Consider the following 19,587-nt stretch of genomic DNA (forward strand, 5'->3'; position numbering starts at 1 on the left):
AGTTTTCATTTTCATATAGAAGAATTTTGAACTAAATTCAAAAGCACTACTCGCAATCCCTTTCCAAAAAATCTAAAATCTAAAATCTGAAGTCTGTATTCTTTTCTTATCTTTGCAGACTTAAAATTCAGAACATAATGGCCTTATCAGAACAAGAAATTATCCGAAGAGAAAAACTTCAAGCATTACGTAATCTAGGAATCAATCCTTATCCTGCCAATCTTTTTCCAGTTAATCATACCTCAAAGCAAGTAAAGGAAACTTTTGAAGAAGGCAAGAAAGTTATTGTTGCAGGACGTTTAATGAGCGTTAGAGACCAAGGAAAAGCTTGTTTTGCTGAATTACAAGATAGCGAAGGACGTATACAATTGTACGTAAATCGCGATGTTTTATGCCCAGAAGAAGACAAAACGTTATACAATCAAGTTTTTAAAAAATTAACCGATTTAGGAGATTTTATTGGTATTGAAGGAGAATTGTTTACTACTAAAGTAGGAGCACAATGTATTCGTGTAGATGAATTTACCTTTTTGAGCAAAACTTTACGCCCTTTACCATTACCAAAAATCGACGAAGACGGAAAAATTCACGATGCGTTCAACGATGCCGAGTTGCGTTACAGAATGCGTTATGTAGATTTGACCGTGAACCAACACGTAAAAGAAACCTTTATCAAAAGAACTAAATTGTTCACAGCAATGCGAACTTTCTTTAACGACGCTGGGTACTTAGAAGTAGAAACTCCTGTTTTGCAATCCATTCCTGGTGGTGCAGCGGCGAGACCATTTATAACGCATCACAACTCTTTGGATATTCCATTATATATGCGAATTGCCAATGAATTGTATTTGAAAAGACTAATCGTTGGTGGTTTTGATGGTGTGTACGAATTCTCAAAAAATTTCCGTAACGAAGGTATGGACAGAACCCATAATCCTGAATTTACCGCTATGGAAATTTATGTAGCCTACAAAGACTACAACTGGATGATGGAATTTACAGAGCAATTATTAGAATATTGCGCAACGGCTGTAAACGGAACTAGCGAAGTGACTTTTGGCGAACACACTATCAATTTCAAAGCGCCTTATGCTCGTGTAACGATGACCGATGCCATCAAGCATTTTACAGGTTTTGATATTTCTGGAAAAAGCGAAGCCGAATTGTTTGAAGCTGCTAAAGGTATGGGAATTGAAGTGGATGAAACTATGGGTAAAGGAAAATTGATTGACGAAATTTTTGGCGCAAAATGCGAAGGAAATTATATTCAGCCGACTTTCATCACTGATTATCCAAAAGAAATGTCGCCATTGTGTAAAGAACACCGCGATAATCCAGAATTAACAGAGCGTTTCGAATTAATGGTTTGCGGAAAAGAAATCGCTAATGCCTACTCAGAATTGAACGACCCAATAGACCAAAGAGAACGTTTTGAAGACCAAATGCGTTTGGCTGAAAAAGGAGATGATGAGGCAAACGGAACTATTGACGAAGATTTCTTGAGAGCATTAGAATACGGAATGCCACCAACCTCTGGATTAGGAATTGGAATGGACCGCTTGATGATGTTCTTGACCAATAATGCCTCTATTCAGGAAGTGCTTTTGTTCCCACAAATGCGACCAGAAAAGAAAAAAGCAACCGTGGAATTGGAAGCTGATGAAAAAGTAATTGTTGCCATTTTACAAGCCAATGACAATCAAATGGAATTTAGTTTACTAAAAATCAAATCCGAATTGAGTGGTAAAAAATGGGATAAAGCAATGAAAAACCTTTCCGCACTTGGAATGACCGAAGTTGTGGTTGATGGTGATGTAAAAGCTTGTCGATTGAAGGAGTAAAATTTTCATAATCATAAAAATAAACCCGATAATATGACCTATTATCGGGTTTGTTGTTTCTATACAAATTACTTTTTTACTACTTCTTTAATATGCTTCAAGCGTAGCTTTTTATCTTTAGCAAAGCGTTGCAATTGCTCACTAGCTTCAGGAAAACGATCCGAAGACAGAATAGTAGCACCGTTCGATACTAATTGATAATACAATGCCTCGCCATTAGTCGCAGCACTTTTATCAATATTACCCATAGTCCCTACGATACACGCAATTTTTCGACTGTGCAAATAACTGTACACTTCAGGTTTCGGTGCCGACGTTCCCACAAAAGCGATCATTTTTTCTGCTTTTACTCCCAACGCTTCCATACGCTCTACGTCCTCTTTTCCTCTTGCCGAAACAGACAGCATCAAATCAGGAGCCAAACGCGCCACCTCAGCAGCTTGATTAGCATTGTAAGTAATAATTACCGAATACGCTTCTGCTTGGTTACGACGCACGGCATCGATTATTTTTTGCATCGGCACTCCTTTTTTGACATCTAGGTTAAAAATCACTTTCCCTTTACCCCATTGCAACACCTGATCTAGTGTTTCAATTTTGTAAGGAGTTGCTTTACCCTGTGGATCTTCGAGATAGAATTCCTGTAATTCTTTATAAGTATAGTTTCCTATCAGTCCTGTACCCGTTGTGGTGCGGTCCAATTTATCATCATGCATCATCACCAAAACCGAATCTTTGGATAACGCAATATCTGTTTCAATGATGGCGGGATTATACTGAATGGTATTTTGAAACGTAGCTGTACAATTTTCTGGAAATCCCGGCATTGGTGCCCCACGATGTGCACTCACCAAAGGAAGCGATTTTTTGGAATACCTCAAAAATTGTTGCAATTCGTTGACCGACTTAAAGGCAATTCTATGTTCTGTAGTTTGAGCCTGTAGCGACAACAAAACCAAAAAAAGTACGAGTAAAAATAAACGTTTCATTTTCATATTATAAATTTTAGCTTTCAAAAATATTGAAATGAAATCCAATGCCTCTTTCTTTTTAAAAATTTTAAGATTTAAATAGACAATAAGTTATTAACAACGCATAGCCAATAAACCGGCAAACCGAACAATTTCAACACTTCCGATTCCTTTTCCTATGGGTATAAAAAAAGACAAAACATGACAAATATCAGTCCCAAGAACAGCCATTAGGGGTAAAATTGCACTATACAAAAACAAATTCCAAAACAAAACTATAACACTGATTTCAAGTCGTTTACAACAAACCGACTTGGAATTTTTATGTGTCATTTATATTTTTAAGCAAAAAAACCATCTATTTTTTTAACAACATTTTACAAACTAAAACTTTCAGAATCATGGAAAAATACGTAATCAAACGGAATGGAGAATACAAACCTTTTGCAGCATTCAAAATCAAGGATGCACTTGAAAAAAGTTTTAAAAGTGTTCATCAATCAGTAGATGAACAAGTCTTTGTAAAAGTGATGGAAGAGTTAGATTCCATGACAACTTGGTCCGTAGAAGAAATCCAAGATTGCATCGAAAAAACACTTTTTGAAAACAAACATTTTGATGTCATGCGCTCATTTATGTTGTTCAGACACACACGTAAATTGCAACGCGAGCATGCAGAAGGCATCAACGAGGACACCACTTATGTAGACAGCACACAAACTATTGAAGAATATATTCATCAAACTGACTGGCGTATCAATGCCAACGCCAACACTTCCTACTCCAATGCTGGTTTGGTAAACAATGTAGCTGGAAAAATCATTGCCAATTATTGGTTAGATAAAGTCTACACCAAACAAGAAGGCTATGCACATAGAAATGGCGACATCCACATTCACGATCTCGATTGTTTAACGGGATACTGTGCGGGTTGGAGTTTAAGAGTCCTACTTAACGAGGGTTTCAATGGTGTTCGCGGCCGTGTAGAAAGCAGACCACCAGCTCATTTTAGAGAAGCCTTAGGACAAATGGCTAACTTTTTAGGTATCCTTCAAAGTGAATGGGCCGGAGCACAAGCCTTCAGCTCTTTCGATACCTATTTAGCTCCTTATGTTTTCAAAGACAATTTATCGTTTGACGAAGTACTCAAAGCCGTTCGTAGCTTTGTCTACAACTTAAACGTACCCGCTCGTTGGGGGCAATCTCCCTTTACCAACATCACCTTGGATTGGGTCGTGCCAGAGGATTTAAAAACACAAATTCCAACCAAAAAAGACCATCACTTTTTCGAAAATGAAACCAGTACAGATCTTTTAGAACGTGCCAAAGCAAGAGGCGTAAATACCTTAACCGAATTGCGTTACGAGCATTTCCAAACCGAAATGAACCTCATCAACAAAGCGTATTACACCGTAATGACCGAAGGCGATGCCAACGGACAGCCATTTACCTTCCCGATTCCTACGGTCAACATTACCGAAGAATTTGATTGGGATGGTGAAAACACCGAATTATTGTTCGAAAACACAGCCAAAATTGGATCTTCATATTTCCAAAACTTCATCGGCAGCCAATATGTGCTCGACGAGAACGGAAACAAAGAAGAAAACCCCAACGCCTACAAACCCAATGCCGTTCGAAGCATGTGTTGTCGTTTGCAACTCGATTTACGTGAGCTGTTAAAACGAGGCAACGGACTATTCGGTAGCGCCGAAATGACTGGAAGCATTGGCGTAGTCACCATCAACATGGCGCGTTTGGGCTATTTATACAAAGGCAACAAAGCCGGTTTAATCGAACAGTTGGACAACCTGCTGTACATTTCCAAATCCACCTTAGAAAAGAAAAGAGTCTTCATTCAAGAAATGTACGACCGCGGCTTGTTCCCGTACACCAAACGTTACTTATCGCATTTCCGCAACCATTTCTCCACCATCGGAGTGAACGGCATGAACGAAATGATCCTGAATTTTAGCAATAATACCGATACAATCACCACGCCAACCGGTATCGAATTTGCCGGTGAAATCTTGGAACACATTCGTAATCGCATGAAAGAATTCCAAGAAAGTACCGGAAACTTATACAATCTCGAAGCCACACCAGCCGAAGGAACCACGTACCGATTTGCCAAAGAAGACAAAAAACGCTTTGCCGATATCATCCAAGCTGGAGAGGGAGAGAATTTTTATTACACCAATAGTTCACAAATTCCAGCCGATCATACCGAAGATCCGTTCGAAGCCCTGTATTTACAAGACGGCTTACAATGCAAATACACTGGCGGAACCGTGCTACACCTCTACATGAGCGAAAAAATCAGTTCCTCCGAAGCCTGTAAACAATTTGTCAAAAAAGTAATTTCCAATTTCAAACTGCCCTACATCACCGTAACCCCAGTATTCAGCGTATGCCCTGTACACGGTTACTTGAATGGCGAACACGAATATTGCCCAAAATGTGACGAAGCTTTAATTCAAGAAAAAGAAAAAGAAGCACTAGCCAGCTAATTTTTAGGAGCAGCAACAAGGGGCTTATCAACCAACATCGTTCCCGCTCTTCGCTACAATTCCCCGCAGAAAAAGCGGGGGATTTTCACTGCGATCGGGGCTAAAGAGCCACAAAGTACCCTTTTGGAAACATCCAAAAAAGGTTGAACCATAACAATTCAAACCTTTAAACCACCTTAAACTTTAAACATTTAAACAATCTAAAACCCTAATAAAAATGAAAACACATCCTGTTTTAGCACAAAACCCAGAACGCAGAACCAAATGTCTAGTGTACACTCGAGTGATGGGCTACCACCGTCCGGTAGAAAGCTTTAATATTGGTAAAAAAGGAGAACACAAACAACGCACCCATTTCAATGAATGCAAGTGTTAGTACACCCCTTTACAGTATAACTCCATTCACCTTATTGGATTATCCGCATCAGTCAGCCTGCATCCTTTGGTTTGCAGGCTGCAACATGCGGTGCCAATATTGCTACAATCCAGAAATCGTGTTAGGCAAAGGTAAACTCACCTTTCAGCACGCTATTGATTTCCTAAACACCCGTAAAAACCTACTCGATGCTGTAGTTTTTAGCGGTGGCGAATGCCTATTACACAAAAACTGCATCGAATTCATTGCAACCGTTAAAAAAATGGGCTTTTTGGTAAAAATTGACACCAACGGTTCCAATCCGAAAGTACTCCAAACCTTACTCGAGCAACAAACCATAGATTACGTGGCCTTGGACTTCAAAGCCATGCCCCATACTTTCGAAACAATAACCCAATCTGATTTGTTTGCCCCTTTCGAACAATCCCTCGAATTGCTACTCAAACATTCCGTACCCTTCGAAGTACGCACCACCATCCACTCTGATTTAATCTCAACATCAGACCTTCAAAAAATGATCCATTATTTGGAGCGTAAAGGCTATCATGGCCAATACTATATTCAGCACTTTGTAAACGAAGCGCCTACCATCAAAAAACTAGGTCATTCTCAACGCCAATTTAATGCGCAAACCTTTACTGCTGAAAAACTACAACTTGTGATCCGGAATTAAGCCCGTCCTCCAAAGCAAAACAACATCAAAACACCGCGGTACCACTTCCAATGTTTTCACAAACACTACTCAAAAATTTGTATTTCTTTTCCAAACCCTCCACTTTACTACATCCACATCCGATTCTAAACCGGATAATATTTGATTTACAGCAAATTAAAAAACAGTAAAATAATTCACAGTGAATGAAAAAATAAGTTAATTCTTTCATAAAAAAATATGTAGTATTTTGTTTATACCTAAGTTTGAAAAACAAAAAACTATATCTTATGAAAAAAATTACACTTACTGTACTCGTACTATTGGTTACCAACTTCGTTATTGCACAAGCAAAAGACGGTCAACTTTCCAAAAAAAAATGGCTTATTGAAGCCAACACCGGATTTGGTGATAACGTAGGAAATACTTCTTTTTACTTTTCTTCTAAAGACGGAAAAACTTCCTATAATGTTGGGCTCGAAGGAGGTTACTTCATTAAAGATAATTTAGCGCTTAAACTAGGATTAGGTTTTGGCGAAACCGCAGGAAGTGGATCTAACGACCCCATAGCCTATAAAATAGGGGTAAAATATTACTTCAAAAAAATGATTCCCATTGAAATATCCTATAATGGAGTTGGGATTGGAGACACAGACGCTAACCCAAAATCCGTAGGCATACAAGCCGGTTACGCTATTTTTATAGGCAAAAACATTAGTATAGAACCAGGCATTAGATATAATAAAGCCCTATACAATCAATATTTCGATGATAGTTTTCAATTCAATATTGGTTTTGCTTTGCATCTATAAAAACTGCACAACTACTCATAATTCATGCCTCCAACAAAACATTGGAGGTTTTTTTTGGCCATGATACTCCTTCCTCTGGCATCTTTAACTTCAATACTCGGCTTACAGTTATCCTAAAACAACATTCAATCCTTTCGATTAACTTACATCTTTTAGAAAAAAAGTATCCTTTTAAAAGCTTTCAAATCTCATCAACAAATTGTGACCAAAAAAAACGAACCACTTCTAAACCTGATATTTATCATTGTGATTTAAATAAGGTAACAATACTTTTACAGCCCCTTTAAAAAAATAAATTATTTAAAAAAAGGAAAGAAAATGGAAGATTTAAAAGCAAAAATTTTAGCGCTCAAAAAAGAAAAAAATGCCGTCATTTTGGCCCATTATTATCAAGATACCGACATTCAAGATATTGCAGATTATGTAGGAGATAGTTTGGGTTTGTCCCAAGAAGCTACCAAAGTTGAAGCATCGATTATTCTTTTTGCTGGCGTACATTTCATGGCCGAAACCGCCAAAATTTTAAATCCATCCAAAAAAGTCATTCTACCTGATCTCAATGCTGGCTGTTCTTTGGCCGATTCTTGCCCTGCCGATGCCTTCAAAAAATTCAAAGAAGCCCATCCAGATCACTTAGTAATTACCTATGTGAATTGCTCAGCCGAAGTAAAAGCGCTAACCGATATTGTGTGTACTTCTGCAAACGCACTAAAAATTGTCAACTCAATCCCTAAAGAAACACCCATTATTTTTGCGCCAGACAAAAACTTAGGAAGATATATCAGTAATGAAACCGGTAGAGAGTTATTGCTTTGGGACGGATCCTGCGTTGTACACGAAGCTTTTTCACTGGAAAAACTTATTGATTTGTACCAACAAAACCCCGATGCCGAAATCATTGCGCATCCCGAATCAGAAACGCACATTCTCAAAACCGCGCATTATATTGGCTCTACCGCTGGCATGATCAACTATGTCAAAAACAGTACTTGCGAAAAATTTATAGTAGCTACCGAAGTGGGTATTTTGCACAAAATGCAAGAAGAGGTACCCAATAAAATCTTAATTCCAGCACCTTCCAAAGAGGACAATACTTGCGCTTGTAGCGAATGTGCCTATATGAAAGTGAACACTTTGCAGAAAGTATACGATTGCCTTTTAAACGAAACCCCCGAAATCATCATACCCGAAACCATACAAAAACAAGCTTTACGACCAATTGAGCGCATGCTTGAACTCTCAAACTAATGATACAAACCAACTACTTAATCATAGGATCTGGCGTAGCGGGTTTAACCTTTGCCTTAAAAATAGCAGCGCGATTTCCAGAAAAAAAAATAACCATTGTTACCAAATCCAATGCCGAAGAATCGAACACCAAATATGCGCAAGGCGGTATTGCCATTGTAACCAACAAACTAGAGGACTCTTACGAAAAACACATTCAAGACACCTTAATCTGTGGCGATGGATTGTGCGATGAATCGGTAGTCCGAAAAGTAATTACCGAAGGTCCAAAACGCCTACAAGAATTAATTAATTGGGGCGCACAATTTGACAAAAACGCTCAAGGCCATTTTGATTTAGGCAAAGAAGGTGGACATTCGCAAAACCGCGTGGTGCATCACAAAGACCAAACAGGTTTCGAAATAGAACGCGCCATTTTACAACAAGTGTACCTTCAAGACAACATCACGGTTTTGGATCATCATTTTGCCATTGACCTAATAGCCGAAAACAATCATTGTTTTGGAGCTATCATTTTGAATCAAAAAGACAAAACTATCTTGCACTGTTATGCCAACTACACCCTTCTAGCCACTGGCGGAATAGGAAATGTATATGGTCATACTACCAACCCCGTGATTGCTACTGGCGACGGAATTGCCATGGCCTACCGCATACAAGCCAATATCAAAGAAATGGAATTCATTCAATTCCATCCTACCGCTTTATTCCATAATGTTTTGGGAACTCAGTTTTTAATTTCAGAGGCCGTAAGAGGCTTTGGTGCGTACTTAAAAACCAAAAATGGTTATCGCTTCATGCAAGATTATGACGAGAGATTAGAACTAGCCTCACGAGATATCATTTCGCAAAGTATCGATTTGGAATTAAAAAAATCAGGTGAGTCGTGCGTTTACCTCGATTGTACACATTTGGATATGACTACATTTACAGCCCATTTCCCCACGATCTTCGAACATTGCAAAAGCATTGGCATTGACATTACCAAAGATTGGATTCCAGTAGTTCCTGCCCAACACTATTTATGTGGAGGTATTCAAGTAGATACCCACGGAAAAACATCTGTACAGCATCTTTTTGCCTGTGGCGAATCCTCCAGAACTGGACTGCATGGCGCCAACAGACTAGCCTCCAATTCATTATTAGAAGCCTTGGTTTTCTCCAATACCATCTTCGATTATTTGTCAAATTTAGACGAAAAAGACACATTAGAACCCAAAACAAACCTAAAATCAAGCATTCAAAAAGACCGATTACCACTAATCATCAACTCCGTTTTGAGTCAAATGAAAAGTGAACTACAGCTCTTAATGCGAAGTAATGCCGGAATAGTACGAAACAATCACGATCTAAAAAAAGCCAAGCACCAATTGAATAGCTGGCTCAAAGAACTTCAAGATCTAGAGGACAATTACCAAGGCAACACTGCTTTTTTCGAACTAAAAAACATGATTACCATTGGGATTTTAATCGTGCAACATTCATTGTTGAGAGATCAAAATCATGGCGGTTTTTTCAAAATCAAAAAAGCCAAATACTAAAACATTGTTAACATTAAACCTTTCTCCTTCTTTAGGGTCTTACCTATATAACCCTAAAAATTGAGAAGAAAATGAAAAAATTAGTTTTGGCTGCCCTATTGGCAGTAAGTTTAAGCAGCGTAGCTCAACAAAGGAGAGAAAGACCTAATCGTGACGAAATGGAAAAATTAACTCCAGAACAACGTCAAGAGAAGCATTTGAAAAAAATGACAACTGATTTAAATTTGAATGCCAAACAACAAGAAGAAGTAAAAAAATTATTGGCCGATCAAAGTGCAAAAGCAGCCGATTTTAAAGCCAAAAGAGAGGCCAAAAAGGAGGAACGATTATTAGCCAATGCCAAAGAACGAAAAGCAATGGCTGAAAAAATGAAAGCCGAAAAAGAAGCTACTGAGGCACAAATGAAAAAAATTCTTAGTCCTGAACAATACACCAAATGGGAAAATGACAGAGCCATTCGACAAGAAAAAATGATGGAAAAAAGAGGTGACAGAAAAATGAATAAAGGCGGTTATTAATAAAAAAAGGGAGTTTCAACTACAAGAAACTCCCTTTTCATTTGTATTCCATTCTACTTAAAAGTCTTCGATACTTTATCAATAGCTTGAATAGTAAAATCTAAATCTTCATAGGTCAAGGCATCAGTAATAAACCAAGTTTCATAAGCCGATGGCGCAATGTAAATGCCTTCGTTCAACAAGCCATGAAAGAATTTCTTAAAGGTTACATTATCTCCTTTAGCAGCCGATTGAAAATCAACTACAGGCTCTGCATCAAAATGAACCGAAATCATGGAACCTACTCTATTAATGGTAAAAACCACACTATTTGCCGTAAGTACATTACGAATTCCTGCTTCTAAATAAGCGGTTTTCTCTTCCAATCGTTGAAATACTGCTCTGTCGTTGTTTAATGACTCTAGCATCGCCAAGCCAGCCGCCATCGCTAACGGATTTCCAGATAAAGTTCCTGCTTGATACACGGGACCTAATGGCGCTAAGTAATTCATAATTTCTTCACGAGCAGCAAAAGCTCCTACTGGCAATCCGCCACCAATTACTTTTCCAAAACAAACGATATCCGCTTGAATGCCGAATAATTCCTGAACTCCACCTGCTGCCAAACGGAAGCCAGTCATCACCTCATCAAAAATCAATAAAATTCCGTTAGCAGAACACAACTCACGTAAACCTTCTAAGAATCCGTTGAGTGGTGGTACACAACCCATATTTCCCGCTACAGGCTCTACAATAATGGCTGCAATTTCATTTGGATTAGCAGCAATCAAAGCGCTAACATTTTCTAAATCATTGTAACGAGCCAGCAAAGTATCTTTGGCGGTTCCTTCGGTTACACCTGGACTATTCGGTACTCCAAAAGTACTTAAGCCACTACCCGCTGCAATCAAAAACGAATCGGAATGACCGTGATAGCAACCTGCAAACTTGATGATTTTATCTCTTTTGGTAAAGCCACGCGCCAAACGAATGGCACTCATACAAGCTTCTGTCCCCGAATTTACAAAACGAATTTTATCGATATTTGGCACCATCGAAACTGCCAAAGCAGCAATTTTAGTTTCTAACTCTGTAGGCATTCCAAAAGAAGTACCTAATTTGGCACGCTCGGTTACAGCCTCCACAACGGGTTCGTAGGCATGACCCAAAATCATCGGCCCCCAAGAATTAATGTAATCAATCAATCGGTTCCCATCTTCATCATATAAATACGCGCCTTGCGCTCTTTGTACAAAAATCGGAGTACCACCTACAGCTTTAAAAGCTCGTACTGGCGAATTTACGCCTCCTGGAATTACTTTTTCCGCTTCAGCAAAAAGCTGACTGCTTCTTTGGTATATCATATTTTTACTATTTATAAAGTATTTTTAATTCTAAAATATCAACTTTAATCAACGTTTATCTTACTTCACAATCAATTTTTGCCCAATTGAAATGGCGTTGTCTGTTAAGTTGTTTTTGCGTTGTAAATCTTCAACCAAAACATTGAATTTTTTGGAAATGGAATACAACGTATCACCTTTTTGGACTTCATACAGCGAAGCATTACTTGCCATTGACTCCTTTTCTTTTTGATTTTCATCAAAAGCATATTTTTTGCCTAGAACCTTGTTGTCGTATTGATGCAATTGGTAACGTTCGATATACGAAATTAATTTAGTAGGATATTGTGGATCGGTAGCGTATCCAGCGGCTCGTAGCCCTTTAGCCCAAGCTTCATAATCGCCTTTACGCAATGAAAACAAGGCTGCATATCTTTTTTTATTGGTCAAAAACAAGGCATGATCTTTATAAGACCCCTCAGGATTATCGTATTTACGGAAGCACTCTTGGGGTGAATCATCATCATGATAGACACTTTCTCCAGCCCAATCGCTATGGCATTTTATCCCAAAATGATTATTAGAATTAACGGCCAAAGTACCTCTACCCGCTCCCGATTCTAAAATTCCTTGCGCTAAAATAATGCTTGCTGGAATGCCGTATTGTTTCATATTGCTCATGGCTACCTCTTTGTAACGGGCAATGTATCTGTGCACCACATCATTGGTAGTTACCGTTTTTGAGGTAGATTGAATGACTTCTGTTTTATTTTTTTTGGAGTAAGAAGTGTTGTTTTTGGAAGAAGTAACTGCTTTTTTAGAGCTATTACAACTCACCAAAACTATAAAGGTAAAAAAATATAATGCTTGTTTAATCATTGTAAAATTATTGGCTTATGCTTGTTTTTTAATTGAATGTTCATCCCTTCAATCCCTTGTAGTCCGCCGGTATGAATCATCAATATTTTGGATTTCGGGGGAAAAAAGTTGCGATGAATGAGATCTACTACTCCAAATGCCATTTTTCCTGTATAAATAGGATCTATTGGAATTTTGGTTTGGAGAAAAAAAGAATTGATCCAATCGATCAATTCATCGGTTACTTTTCCATAACCTCCAAAATGATAATCGGTTACCAAATCCCAATTTTTATTGGTTACAAATTTACGAATTTCATTTTGTAAAAAATCCCCTTTTAACGCTGGAAATCCCAAAACTTTTTGATGCGGCAAAGCACTGTTAATGAGTCCCGAAATGGTCCCTCCCGTTCCAACTGCGCTACAAACAAAATCAAAATCGGCATCGAGCTCTGTTAGGATTTCTTCACAGCCTTTGACTGCCAAATCGTTCGTGCCACCTTCGGGAACCAAATAAAAAGACCCGAATTGTGCTTTAAGTTCTTCAATAAAAGCAGCGTCTGTTTTATGACGATAGGCTTCACGGGTGACAAATTCAAAACGCATGCCGCATTCTTGAGCAAAAGACAAAGTAGGGTTTTCCGAAATTTTATCGCGCAATTCATCCCCTCGAATCACACCGATAGTTTCAAAACCTTGCTCTTTTCCAGCATAGGCAACAGCAGCAATATGATTGGAAAAAGCGCCCCCAAAAGTGAGTAACACCGAATGATTTTCGGCTTTGGCTTGGAGTACATTGTATTTTAGTTTTCGGAATTTATTGCCTGAGACAAAAGGATGAAGTAAATCCTCTCTTTTTATTTCAAGAGTAATTCCATTGGGCAATTCGTAGATTATTTTTTGATTCAAAGTGTATAGATTTTATAAAATTAACCGCAAGGTTAGCAAAGATTTACGCAAAGTTCACTAAGCTTTGCGGTCATTGCGCTTTCTTTGCGAACCTTGGGATTAAATAGGCTTTTAATTTCTTTTTGTGTGCAAATACTTTAAAAAACTAAAATACTTTCTAGTTTCAAGGTACTCCAAATTGGATTCGTTGGCATAAGCTTCGCGTTCAAAACTCAGGTTTCGATAGGCCAGATTTTTATCTTTGTATTGGTACCATCTTAGCAAAAACTCTAGGCTGTACCAAATAAAAAAAGGGACAATCAGCAATTCGAGTTGTTGTCGCAAATGTATTTTTTCGTGATTGAGGAAAATGAGATTCTCTTTGTATCCTGCTTTTTTAACTAGCACAAACGGAAAAGCAGCGAGGCCGCTATATCCTTTTGGAATTAAATATTTAGCAACAATAAGAATCATTTCGCTTTAAAATTTATAGATTTGCAACTGTTGCAGCCTTTTATTTAAGGAAAACACCATTCGTTCTAGTAGCAGGAACATCCCCAAAAAACAAGTCGCTTATGTTAGAGCAAAGTAATGAAAATAAATTAATCGAGGGTGAAGATTTTTACTTTACTCCCGAAGGCTATAAATGTTTTACCGAAAAGCATCACCTAAAAAGAGGGTATTGCTGCAAAAGCGGTTGCCGTCATTGTCCGTATGGCTATGATAAGAAAACGGGAGGGTTTAAGAAGGTAGACAGAGGTTAGAATTTAGAAGTTAGAGGTTAGAAAATTGAAGGCAGAAAGCAGATTGAAGAAGGCAGAAATTAGTCATCAGTGGTCAGTTTTTAGTGTTCAGATTGAATAAAATAGAAAGCAGATTGTAACAATAGCCTAGTTGAATTTATTACACTTAAAATACAAAAACTCATAGAAATGGATGTCCTTTCTTTACAATACAGAATCAAAATATACAAGTCCTACCATCGGTCGGATATTCGATATCCTTAGTCGGTTTTGAACTAACTAGAGGGTAAAGACAATGCCACTAGATTAAGGATTAAATGATAAAATGATTGCTGATTTTTTATTAACGATTTTTGATTGATGATATACAAAATACTGAAAATCAATTACTCTTCACTTACTTATTCCAAAATCTAAAATCAAGAATCGTTAATCTTCAATCTAAAATCTCTTAACTTAATGACAGTGAACTAGAGGGTGACGATATAGCCCAAGTAGTTTTGGAAACGAAAAGTCCTTGGTCTACGGGTCGCGAGAGGGATAGGAACTGTCCGCCATTGCGGAGTGGATAGCCCGACCGCAATACTCCAAGTGGCCGTATCACGACAACGCTGCATAGGCCACTTGGGGTATTGGGGTCTCGCCCAAATCTTACTAAAAAGTATCGCTATTATTTTATTTTCGATTGTAAAAACAAAAAAAAGATGACATTTAAAGAACAAATTCAACAAGGAATTCCTGATATATTACCACAACCTAAGCCGTATGATGCTGCTATAAATCACGCGCCAAAACGCAAAGAAATTTTAACAGCAGAAGAAAAAAAGCTAGCGTTGCGCAATGCGTTGCGTTATTTTGACCCGAAACATCATTCGGAATTAGTACCTGAGTTCTCGGAAGAATTAGAGAAATACGGGCGCATTTATATGTACCGTTTTCGTCCTGATTACAAAATGTACGCACGTCCGATTGATGAATATCCAGGGAAAAGCGAGCAAGCGAAAGCCATTATGTTGATGATTCAAAACAACTTGGATTATGCCGTGGCGCAGCATCCGCACGAGTTGATTACGTATGGCGGAAATGGTGCGGTGTTTCAAAATTGGGCACAATACCTTTTGACGATGCAATACTTATCGGAAATGACCGATGAGCAAACGTTGACGATGTATTCTGGCCACCCGATGGGATTGTTTCCGTCGCATAAAGAGGCGCCGAGAGTGGTGGTGACCAACGGGATGGTGATTCCGAATTATTCGGCACCAGACGATTGGGAAAAAATGAATGCCTTGGGCGTTTCGCAATACGGTCAAATGACGGCTGGAAGTTATATGTACATTGGTCCACAAGGCATTGTGCACGGCACGACCATCACGGTTTTGAATGGTTTTAGAAAAATTAAAAAGAATCCAAAAGGCGGTTTATTTGTAACTTCTGGATTGGGTGGAATGAGTGGCGCGCAACCCAAAGCGGGAAATATTGCGGGTTGTATCACGGTTTGCGCCGAAGTAAATCCGAAAATTACCCACATTCGTCACAGCCAAGGTTGGATTAATGAAGTGATTGAAGATTTAGACGCTTTAGTGCAACGTGTTGCCTTGGCAAAAACCAATAACGAAACCGTTTCTATTGCTTACTTAGGCAATATCGTAGACGTTTGGGAGCGTTTTGACCAAGAAAATATGCATATCGATTTGGGTTCTGACCAAACTTCATTGCATAATCCGTGGGCTGGCGGGTATTATCCAGCAGGCATTTCGTTTGAAGAAGCCAATGAAATGATGGCCAACCAACCGGACCTTTTTAAAGAAAAAGTCCAAGAAACGTTGCGACGTCACGCAGCGGCTATCAACAAACATACCGCAAAAGGCACGTATTTCTTTGATTATGGTAACGCGTTTTTGTTAGAAGCCTCAAGAGCGGGAGCTGATGTTATGGCTGATAATCCAACGCTTGGCAGAGAATTCAAATATCCTTCATACGTACAAGATATTATGGGACCGATGTGTTTTGATTATGGATTTGGTCCTTTCCGTTGGGTATGTACTTCCGGAAAACCAGAAGATTTGGCCAAAACCGATGCTATTGCTTGTGCCGTTTTAGAAAAAATGATTGAAACTTCACCTATTGAAATTCAGCAACAAATGCAGGATAACATTCAGTGGATAAAAGGTGCTCAAGAAAACAAATTGGTCGTAGGTTCACAAGCGCGAATTTTATACGCCGATGCCGAAGGACGTACTAAAATCGCCGAAGCATTTAACCAAGCCATTGCTAAAGGCGAAATAGGTTATGTGGTTTTAGGTCGTGACCACCACGATGTTTCAGGAACCGATTCGCCTTATCGAGAAACTTCGAATATTTATGATGGTTCAAGATTTACCGCTGATATGGCCATTCATAATGTGATTGGTGATAGTTTCCGCGGCGCTACTTGGGTGTCTATCCACAACGGCGGCGGTGTGGGCTGGGGAGAAGTTATTAATGGTGGCTTTGGTATGGTTCTTGATGGTTCCAAAGAAGCTTCTAAACGTTTGGCATCAATGTTATTTTGGGATGTCAACAACGGAATTTCTCGCAGAAGCTGGGCGCGTAACGAAGGAGCGATTTTTGCCATCAAACGCGCTATGGAAGTAGAACCTTTACTAAAAGTGACGCTTCCGAACCTTGTTAGCGATGATTTGCTTTAATATTTTGTTAACCTAAAAGATAAACTCATGAAACTAATTAAAATTTTCGCCTTATTAGCAGTAGTATTTTTAAGCTCTTGTAGTAGTATTAGCGTACATTCAGACTACGACAAAACAGTAGATTATAGCACCTTCAAAACCTATGCTTTTTACAAACCAGGCATTGACAAAGTAGAGATTTCGGATCTGGACAAAAAACGTATCTTGAGAGCAATCGATCAACAAATGGCTGCCAAAGGATTTACCAAAAGCGAAACACCTGACTTGTTGATCAATATTTTTACCAAATCAAGAGAACAAGTTAGCGTAAACCAATTCAACGCTGGTTGGGGTTATGGTTGGGGCTGGGGTTGGAATCCTTGGATGATGGGTGGTAACCAAACCACCGTTTCAACTTCTACTGAAGGCACCTTGTATATCGACCTTATCGACGCCAAAAAGAAAGAAATGATTTGGCAAGGTGAAGGTATTGGAACCTTAACTAAAAACACGGACAAAAAAGACGAAGTAGTAGCTGAATTTGTGGGGAAAATTTTAGCACAATATCCTCCTGTGAAAAAATAAATCGCGGTGAATACCTTATTTGTTTATATTTGCGGCATCACATTTTTTATATGAAAAACAATAACACAATTATTAGCAGCATTTCAATTATCATTCGATGAGAATGTGAGGCGCTGTATAGTATTAACAATAACAATATAGAACCTCCCAATTGGGAGGTTTTTTTTTAGATATGACACAAAACACTAGTATTATTATTAACATCATTATTATTCGTCTTTGTTGACGAGTTAGGATGTTATGTATAACTATAAAACCTTTCTCGTCACTTGAGAAAGGTTTTTTTTTGAATAAAAATGAACCACAATTACAATGAAAGAAAAAATTACCCTAACCCTGTTTTGCGAAAAAGAAGAAACGCTAATCAGTAAAATTGCCTTGATATTCACTCGCAAAAAGATAAAAATCGATCATTTTTGGGTAGAATATTGTGAGCACACTTTTGTATATAAAATCAGGGTTGGTTATTGGGATCACGATTCCAACAGCAAAACTATGCTTGCCCTTTTGGAACGAATTATAGAGGTTTTTTGTTGTTACACTCAAAATCAAAAGGAACTAGAAACTCATCAAATCTTACTTTTTAAAATTCCGATAATTCACAAAGATCAAATCACACATTTTCCTATCTCTTATCTATTTCAAGAAAAGGAGCATTGGATTTGTTGTGGTAAAATAACCAATGAGTACTTTTACGCGTTACAAAACACCCTTACACAAGCAATATTACAATTCAATTAAAAAAACAAAATGAACTTATTTCAATCCATACAACAAGCGCAACAAGAATTAGCCAACGTAGTTCCCGCTACTCCTTTAACAGAAAACCTCAATCTTTCAGAAGAGTTTGACGCGACCATTTTACTTAAAAGAGAAGACCTACAAGTTGTGCGTTCTTATAAAATCAGAGGCGCTTACAACAAAATGAAATCCTTAACCGATAGCGAAAAAACAAACGGTATAGTGTGCGCCAGTGCTGGCAATCACGCACAAGGCGTGGCGTACTCTTGCCATCTTTTACAAATACAAGGTAAAATCTATATGCCCAAAACCACGCCCAATCAAAAAGTAAAGCAAGTACAACTCTTTGGCAAAAAATGGGTCGAAATTGTTTTAACTGGTGACACCTTCGATGATGCCTATGCCAAAGCTGTTGCCGACGCCAAGGACAACCAAAAAGCATTCATTCATCCTTTTGATGATGAAAAAGTCATTGCGGGACAAGGTACCGTAGGACTCGAAATTCTTGAACAATACCAACAACCCATCGATTATGTATTCGTTCCCATTGGCGGTGGTGGATTAGCCTCTGGCCTATCCACGGTTTTTAAACACCTTAGCCCAAATACCAAAATTATTGGCGTTGAACCACAAGGTGCTCCTTCAATGAAAACATCGATTGCTAATCAAGCCAATACACCCTTAGACACTATAGACAAATTTGTGGATGGAGCGGCTGTAAAACAAGTAGGCAACCAAACGTTTGCCATTTGCCAAAAAAACCTAGACGATATCATTCTAGTTCCCGAAGGAAAAGTGTGCACTACTATCTTACGTTTGTACAACGAAGAGGCGATGGTTGTAGAACCCGCAGGTGCTTTGACCATTGCAGCGTTAGATTTTTACAAAAAACAAATCAAAGGTAAAACTGTAGTTTGCGTAGTAAGCGGCAGCAACAACGACATAGAGCGCACCGCCGAAATCAAGGAACGTTCCTTATTATATGAAGGATTGATGCATTATTTTATGATACAATTTCCGCAACGCCCCGGAGCGCTTAAAGAATTTGTCAATGCCATTTTAGGCCCAGACGATGATATCACCTACTTCCAATTTGCTAAAAAGAACAGCCGAGAAGTAGGCTCTGTGGTAGTAGGTCTAGAAGTGAAAAATCCAAACGACATTTTGGCCATCAAAGACAATATGAAAAAAATGGGGTTTGTGTACCAATACCTCAACGAAAAACAAGATTTATTCACACAATTAATTGGTTAAAAAAAGGCTGCCAAATAAATGGCAGCCTTAAAAACCTTTTTCAACAAAAATCGAAGTTA

Annotated in this window: 18 protein-coding genes; 13 read left to right on the forward strand and 5 right to left on the reverse strand. The window is 38.5% G+C overall.

Going from position 1 to position 19,587, the window contains the following annotated elements:
* Window positions 1–137: 137 nt before the first annotated feature.
* Window positions 138–1,841, forward strand: coding sequence for a lysine--tRNA ligase (gene lysS / locus BXU11_RS10965; RefSeq protein WP_078212566.1), 1,704 nt, complete (start codon window positions 138–140; stop codon window positions 1,839–1,841).
* A 68-nt stretch (window positions 1,842–1,909) separates the two neighbouring features.
* Here the strand turns inward: lysS and BXU11_RS10970 are convergent, their stop codons facing one another.
* Complete coding sequence (locus BXU11_RS10970; RefSeq protein WP_139363493.1) at window positions 1,910–2,836, reverse strand: glycerophosphodiester phosphodiesterase family protein; 927 nt, start codon at window positions 2,834–2,836, stop codon at window positions 1,910–1,912.
* Window positions 2,837–3,213: 377 nt separating this feature from the next.
* Between BXU11_RS10970 and BXU11_RS10980 the strand changes: the two genes are divergently transcribed.
* The 7 genes from BXU11_RS10980 to BXU11_RS11005 all read left to right on the forward strand — a co-directional run bounded on the left by BXU11_RS10980 (window position 3,214) and on the right by BXU11_RS11005 (window position 10,469).
* Complete coding sequence (locus BXU11_RS10980) at window positions 3,214–5,322, forward strand: ribonucleoside triphosphate reductase (RefSeq protein WP_078212569.1); 2,109 nt, start codon at window positions 3,214–3,216, stop codon at window positions 5,320–5,322.
* 217 nt (window positions 5,323–5,539) lie between these two features.
* Window positions 5,540–5,698 carry an anaerobic ribonucleoside-triphosphate reductase gene (gene nrdD / locus BXU11_RS17690; RefSeq protein WP_074917703.1) on the forward strand — a complete coding sequence of 53 codons (159 nt, stop codon included), beginning with the start codon at window positions 5,540–5,542 and terminating at the stop codon, window positions 5,696–5,698.
* Window positions 5,682–6,371 (forward strand): anaerobic ribonucleoside-triphosphate reductase activating protein, encoded by a 690-nt coding sequence (locus BXU11_RS10985; RefSeq protein WP_078212570.1) that lies wholly within the window; start codon window positions 5,682–5,684, stop codon window positions 6,369–6,371. Before nrdD ends, BXU11_RS10985 begins: the two co-directional genes overlap by 17 nt.
* A gap of 269 nt (window positions 6,372–6,640) precedes the next feature.
* Window positions 6,641–7,162 (forward strand): outer membrane beta-barrel protein, encoded by a 522-nt coding sequence (locus BXU11_RS10990; RefSeq protein WP_078212728.1) that lies wholly within the window; start codon window positions 6,641–6,643, stop codon window positions 7,160–7,162.
* Window positions 7,163–7,480: 318 nt separating this feature from the next.
* Window positions 7,481–8,410 (forward strand): quinolinate synthase NadA, encoded by a 930-nt coding sequence (gene nadA, locus BXU11_RS10995; protein WP_078212571.1) that lies wholly within the window; start codon window positions 7,481–7,483, stop codon window positions 8,408–8,410.
* Entirely contained in the window at window positions 8,410–9,951 is a 1,542-nt protein-coding gene (gene nadB, locus BXU11_RS11000) for an L-aspartate oxidase (protein ID WP_024982027.1), read from the forward strand. The genes nadA and nadB overlap by 1 nt, the downstream gene beginning before the upstream one ends.
* A gap of 71 nt (window positions 9,952–10,022) precedes the next feature.
* Window positions 10,023–10,469: a hypothetical protein gene (locus tag BXU11_RS11005; RefSeq protein WP_024982026.1), complete on the forward strand. Its 447-nt coding sequence runs from the start codon at window positions 10,023–10,025 to the stop codon at window positions 10,467–10,469.
* A 53-nt stretch (window positions 10,470–10,522) separates the two neighbouring features.
* On the opposite strand, the gene hemL is transcribed toward BXU11_RS11005, so the two are convergent.
* From hemL to BXU11_RS11025, 4 genes are all read right to left on the reverse strand, one after another.
* Window positions 10,523–11,812 carry a glutamate-1-semialdehyde 2,1-aminomutase gene (gene hemL / locus BXU11_RS11010; protein ID WP_078212572.1) on the reverse strand — a complete coding sequence of 430 codons (1,290 nt, stop codon included), beginning with the start codon at window positions 11,810–11,812 and terminating at the stop codon, window positions 10,523–10,525.
* A gap of 60 nt (window positions 11,813–11,872) precedes the next feature.
* Window positions 11,873–12,670 carry a glucosaminidase domain-containing protein gene (locus tag BXU11_RS11015; RefSeq protein ID WP_078212573.1) on the reverse strand — a complete coding sequence of 266 codons (798 nt, stop codon included), beginning with the start codon at window positions 12,668–12,670 and terminating at the stop codon, window positions 11,873–11,875.
* On the reverse strand, window positions 12,667–13,557 hold the full coding sequence (locus tag BXU11_RS11020; RefSeq protein ID WP_078212574.1) for a 1-aminocyclopropane-1-carboxylate deaminase/D-cysteine desulfhydrase: 891 nt from the start codon (window positions 13,555–13,557) through the stop codon (window positions 12,667–12,669). The genes BXU11_RS11015 and BXU11_RS11020 overlap by 4 nt, the downstream gene beginning before the upstream one ends.
* A 111-nt stretch (window positions 13,558–13,668) precedes the next feature.
* Window positions 13,669–14,010 carry a hypothetical protein gene (locus BXU11_RS11025; RefSeq protein WP_078212575.1) on the reverse strand — a complete coding sequence of 114 codons (342 nt, stop codon included), beginning with the start codon at window positions 14,008–14,010 and terminating at the stop codon, window positions 13,669–13,671.
* 101 nt (window positions 14,011–14,111) lie between these two features.
* Between BXU11_RS11025 and BXU11_RS11030 the strand changes: the two genes are divergently transcribed.
* The 5 genes from BXU11_RS11030 (at window position 14,112) to ilvA (ending at window position 19,528) form a co-directional block, all read left to right on the forward strand.
* On the forward strand, window positions 14,112–14,300 hold the full coding sequence (locus BXU11_RS11030; protein WP_078212576.1) for a DUF5522 domain-containing protein: 189 nt from the start codon (window positions 14,112–14,114) through the stop codon (window positions 14,298–14,300).
* 683 nt (window positions 14,301–14,983) lie between these two features.
* The gene (locus tag BXU11_RS11035; RefSeq protein ID WP_078212577.1) at window positions 14,984–16,969 is read left to right on the forward strand and encodes a urocanate hydratase; all 1,986 of its coding nucleotides are present in this window, start codon (window positions 14,984–14,986) and stop codon (window positions 16,967–16,969) included.
* Between the two features lie 27 nt (window positions 16,970–16,996).
* The gene (locus BXU11_RS11040; RefSeq protein ID WP_078212578.1) at window positions 16,997–17,533 is read left to right on the forward strand and encodes a DUF4136 domain-containing protein; all 537 of its coding nucleotides are present in this window, start codon (window positions 16,997–16,999) and stop codon (window positions 17,531–17,533) included.
* A gap of 312 nt (window positions 17,534–17,845) precedes the next feature.
* Window positions 17,846–18,274 (forward strand): hypothetical protein, encoded by a 429-nt coding sequence (locus BXU11_RS11045; RefSeq protein ID WP_078212579.1) that lies wholly within the window; start codon window positions 17,846–17,848, stop codon window positions 18,272–18,274.
* Between the two features lie 9 nt (window positions 18,275–18,283).
* Window positions 18,284–19,528: a threonine ammonia-lyase IlvA gene (gene ilvA / locus BXU11_RS11050; RefSeq protein WP_078212580.1), complete on the forward strand. Its 1,245-nt coding sequence runs from the start codon at window positions 18,284–18,286 to the stop codon at window positions 19,526–19,528.
* Window positions 19,529–19,587: the final 59 nt, after the last annotated feature.

Source organism: Flavobacterium sp. LM5, assembly GCF_002017945.1.
GTDB lineage: Bacteria > Bacteroidota > Bacteroidia > Flavobacteriales > Flavobacteriaceae > Flavobacterium > Flavobacterium succinicans.

Bases quoted from the DNA above. Each gene is read 5' to 3' on its own strand.
- lysS (WP_078212566.1), top strand. From the start codon at position 138: ATGGCCTTATCAGAACAAGAAATTATCCGAAGAGAAAAACTTCAAGCA.
- BXU11_RS10970 (WP_139363493.1), bottom strand. From the start codon at position 2,836: ATGAAAATGAAACGTTTATTTTTACTCGTACTTTTTTTGGTTTTGTTG.
- BXU11_RS10980 (WP_078212569.1), top strand. From the start codon at position 3,214: ATGGAAAAATACGTAATCAAACGGAATGGAGAATACAAACCTTTTGCA.
- nrdD (WP_074917703.1), top strand. From the start codon at position 5,540: ATGAAAACACATCCTGTTTTAGCACAAAACCCAGAACGCAGAACCAAA.
- BXU11_RS10985 (WP_078212570.1), top strand. From the start codon at position 5,682: ATGAATGCAAGTGTTAGTACACCCCTTTACAGTATAACTCCATTCACC.
- BXU11_RS10990 (WP_078212728.1), top strand. From the start codon at position 6,641: ATGAAAAAAATTACACTTACTGTACTCGTACTATTGGTTACCAACTTC.
- nadA (WP_078212571.1), top strand. From the start codon at position 7,481: ATGGAAGATTTAAAAGCAAAAATTTTAGCGCTCAAAAAAGAAAAAAAT.
- nadB (WP_024982027.1), top strand. From the start codon at position 8,410: ATGATACAAACCAACTACTTAATCATAGGATCTGGCGTAGCGGGTTTA.
- BXU11_RS11005 (WP_024982026.1), top strand. From the start codon at position 10,023: ATGAAAAAATTAGTTTTGGCTGCCCTATTGGCAGTAAGTTTAAGCAGC.
- hemL (WP_078212572.1), bottom strand. From the start codon at position 11,812: ATGATATACCAAAGAAGCAGTCAGCTTTTTGCTGAAGCGGAAAAAGTA.
- BXU11_RS11015 (WP_078212573.1), bottom strand. From the start codon at position 12,670: ATGATTAAACAAGCATTATATTTTTTTACCTTTATAGTTTTGGTGAGT.
- BXU11_RS11025 (WP_078212575.1), bottom strand. From the start codon at position 14,010: ATGATTCTTATTGTTGCTAAATATTTAATTCCAAAAGGATATAGCGGC.
- BXU11_RS11030 (WP_078212576.1), top strand. From the start codon at position 14,112: ATGTTAGAGCAAAGTAATGAAAATAAATTAATCGAGGGTGAAGATTTT.
- BXU11_RS11035 (WP_078212577.1), top strand. From the start codon at position 14,984: ATGACATTTAAAGAACAAATTCAACAAGGAATTCCTGATATATTACCA.
- BXU11_RS11040 (WP_078212578.1), top strand. From the start codon at position 16,997: ATGAAACTAATTAAAATTTTCGCCTTATTAGCAGTAGTATTTTTAAGC.
- BXU11_RS11045 (WP_078212579.1), top strand. From the start codon at position 17,846: ATGAAAGAAAAAATTACCCTAACCCTGTTTTGCGAAAAAGAAGAAACG.
- ilvA (WP_078212580.1), top strand. From the start codon at position 18,284: ATGAACTTATTTCAATCCATACAACAAGCGCAACAAGAATTAGCCAAC.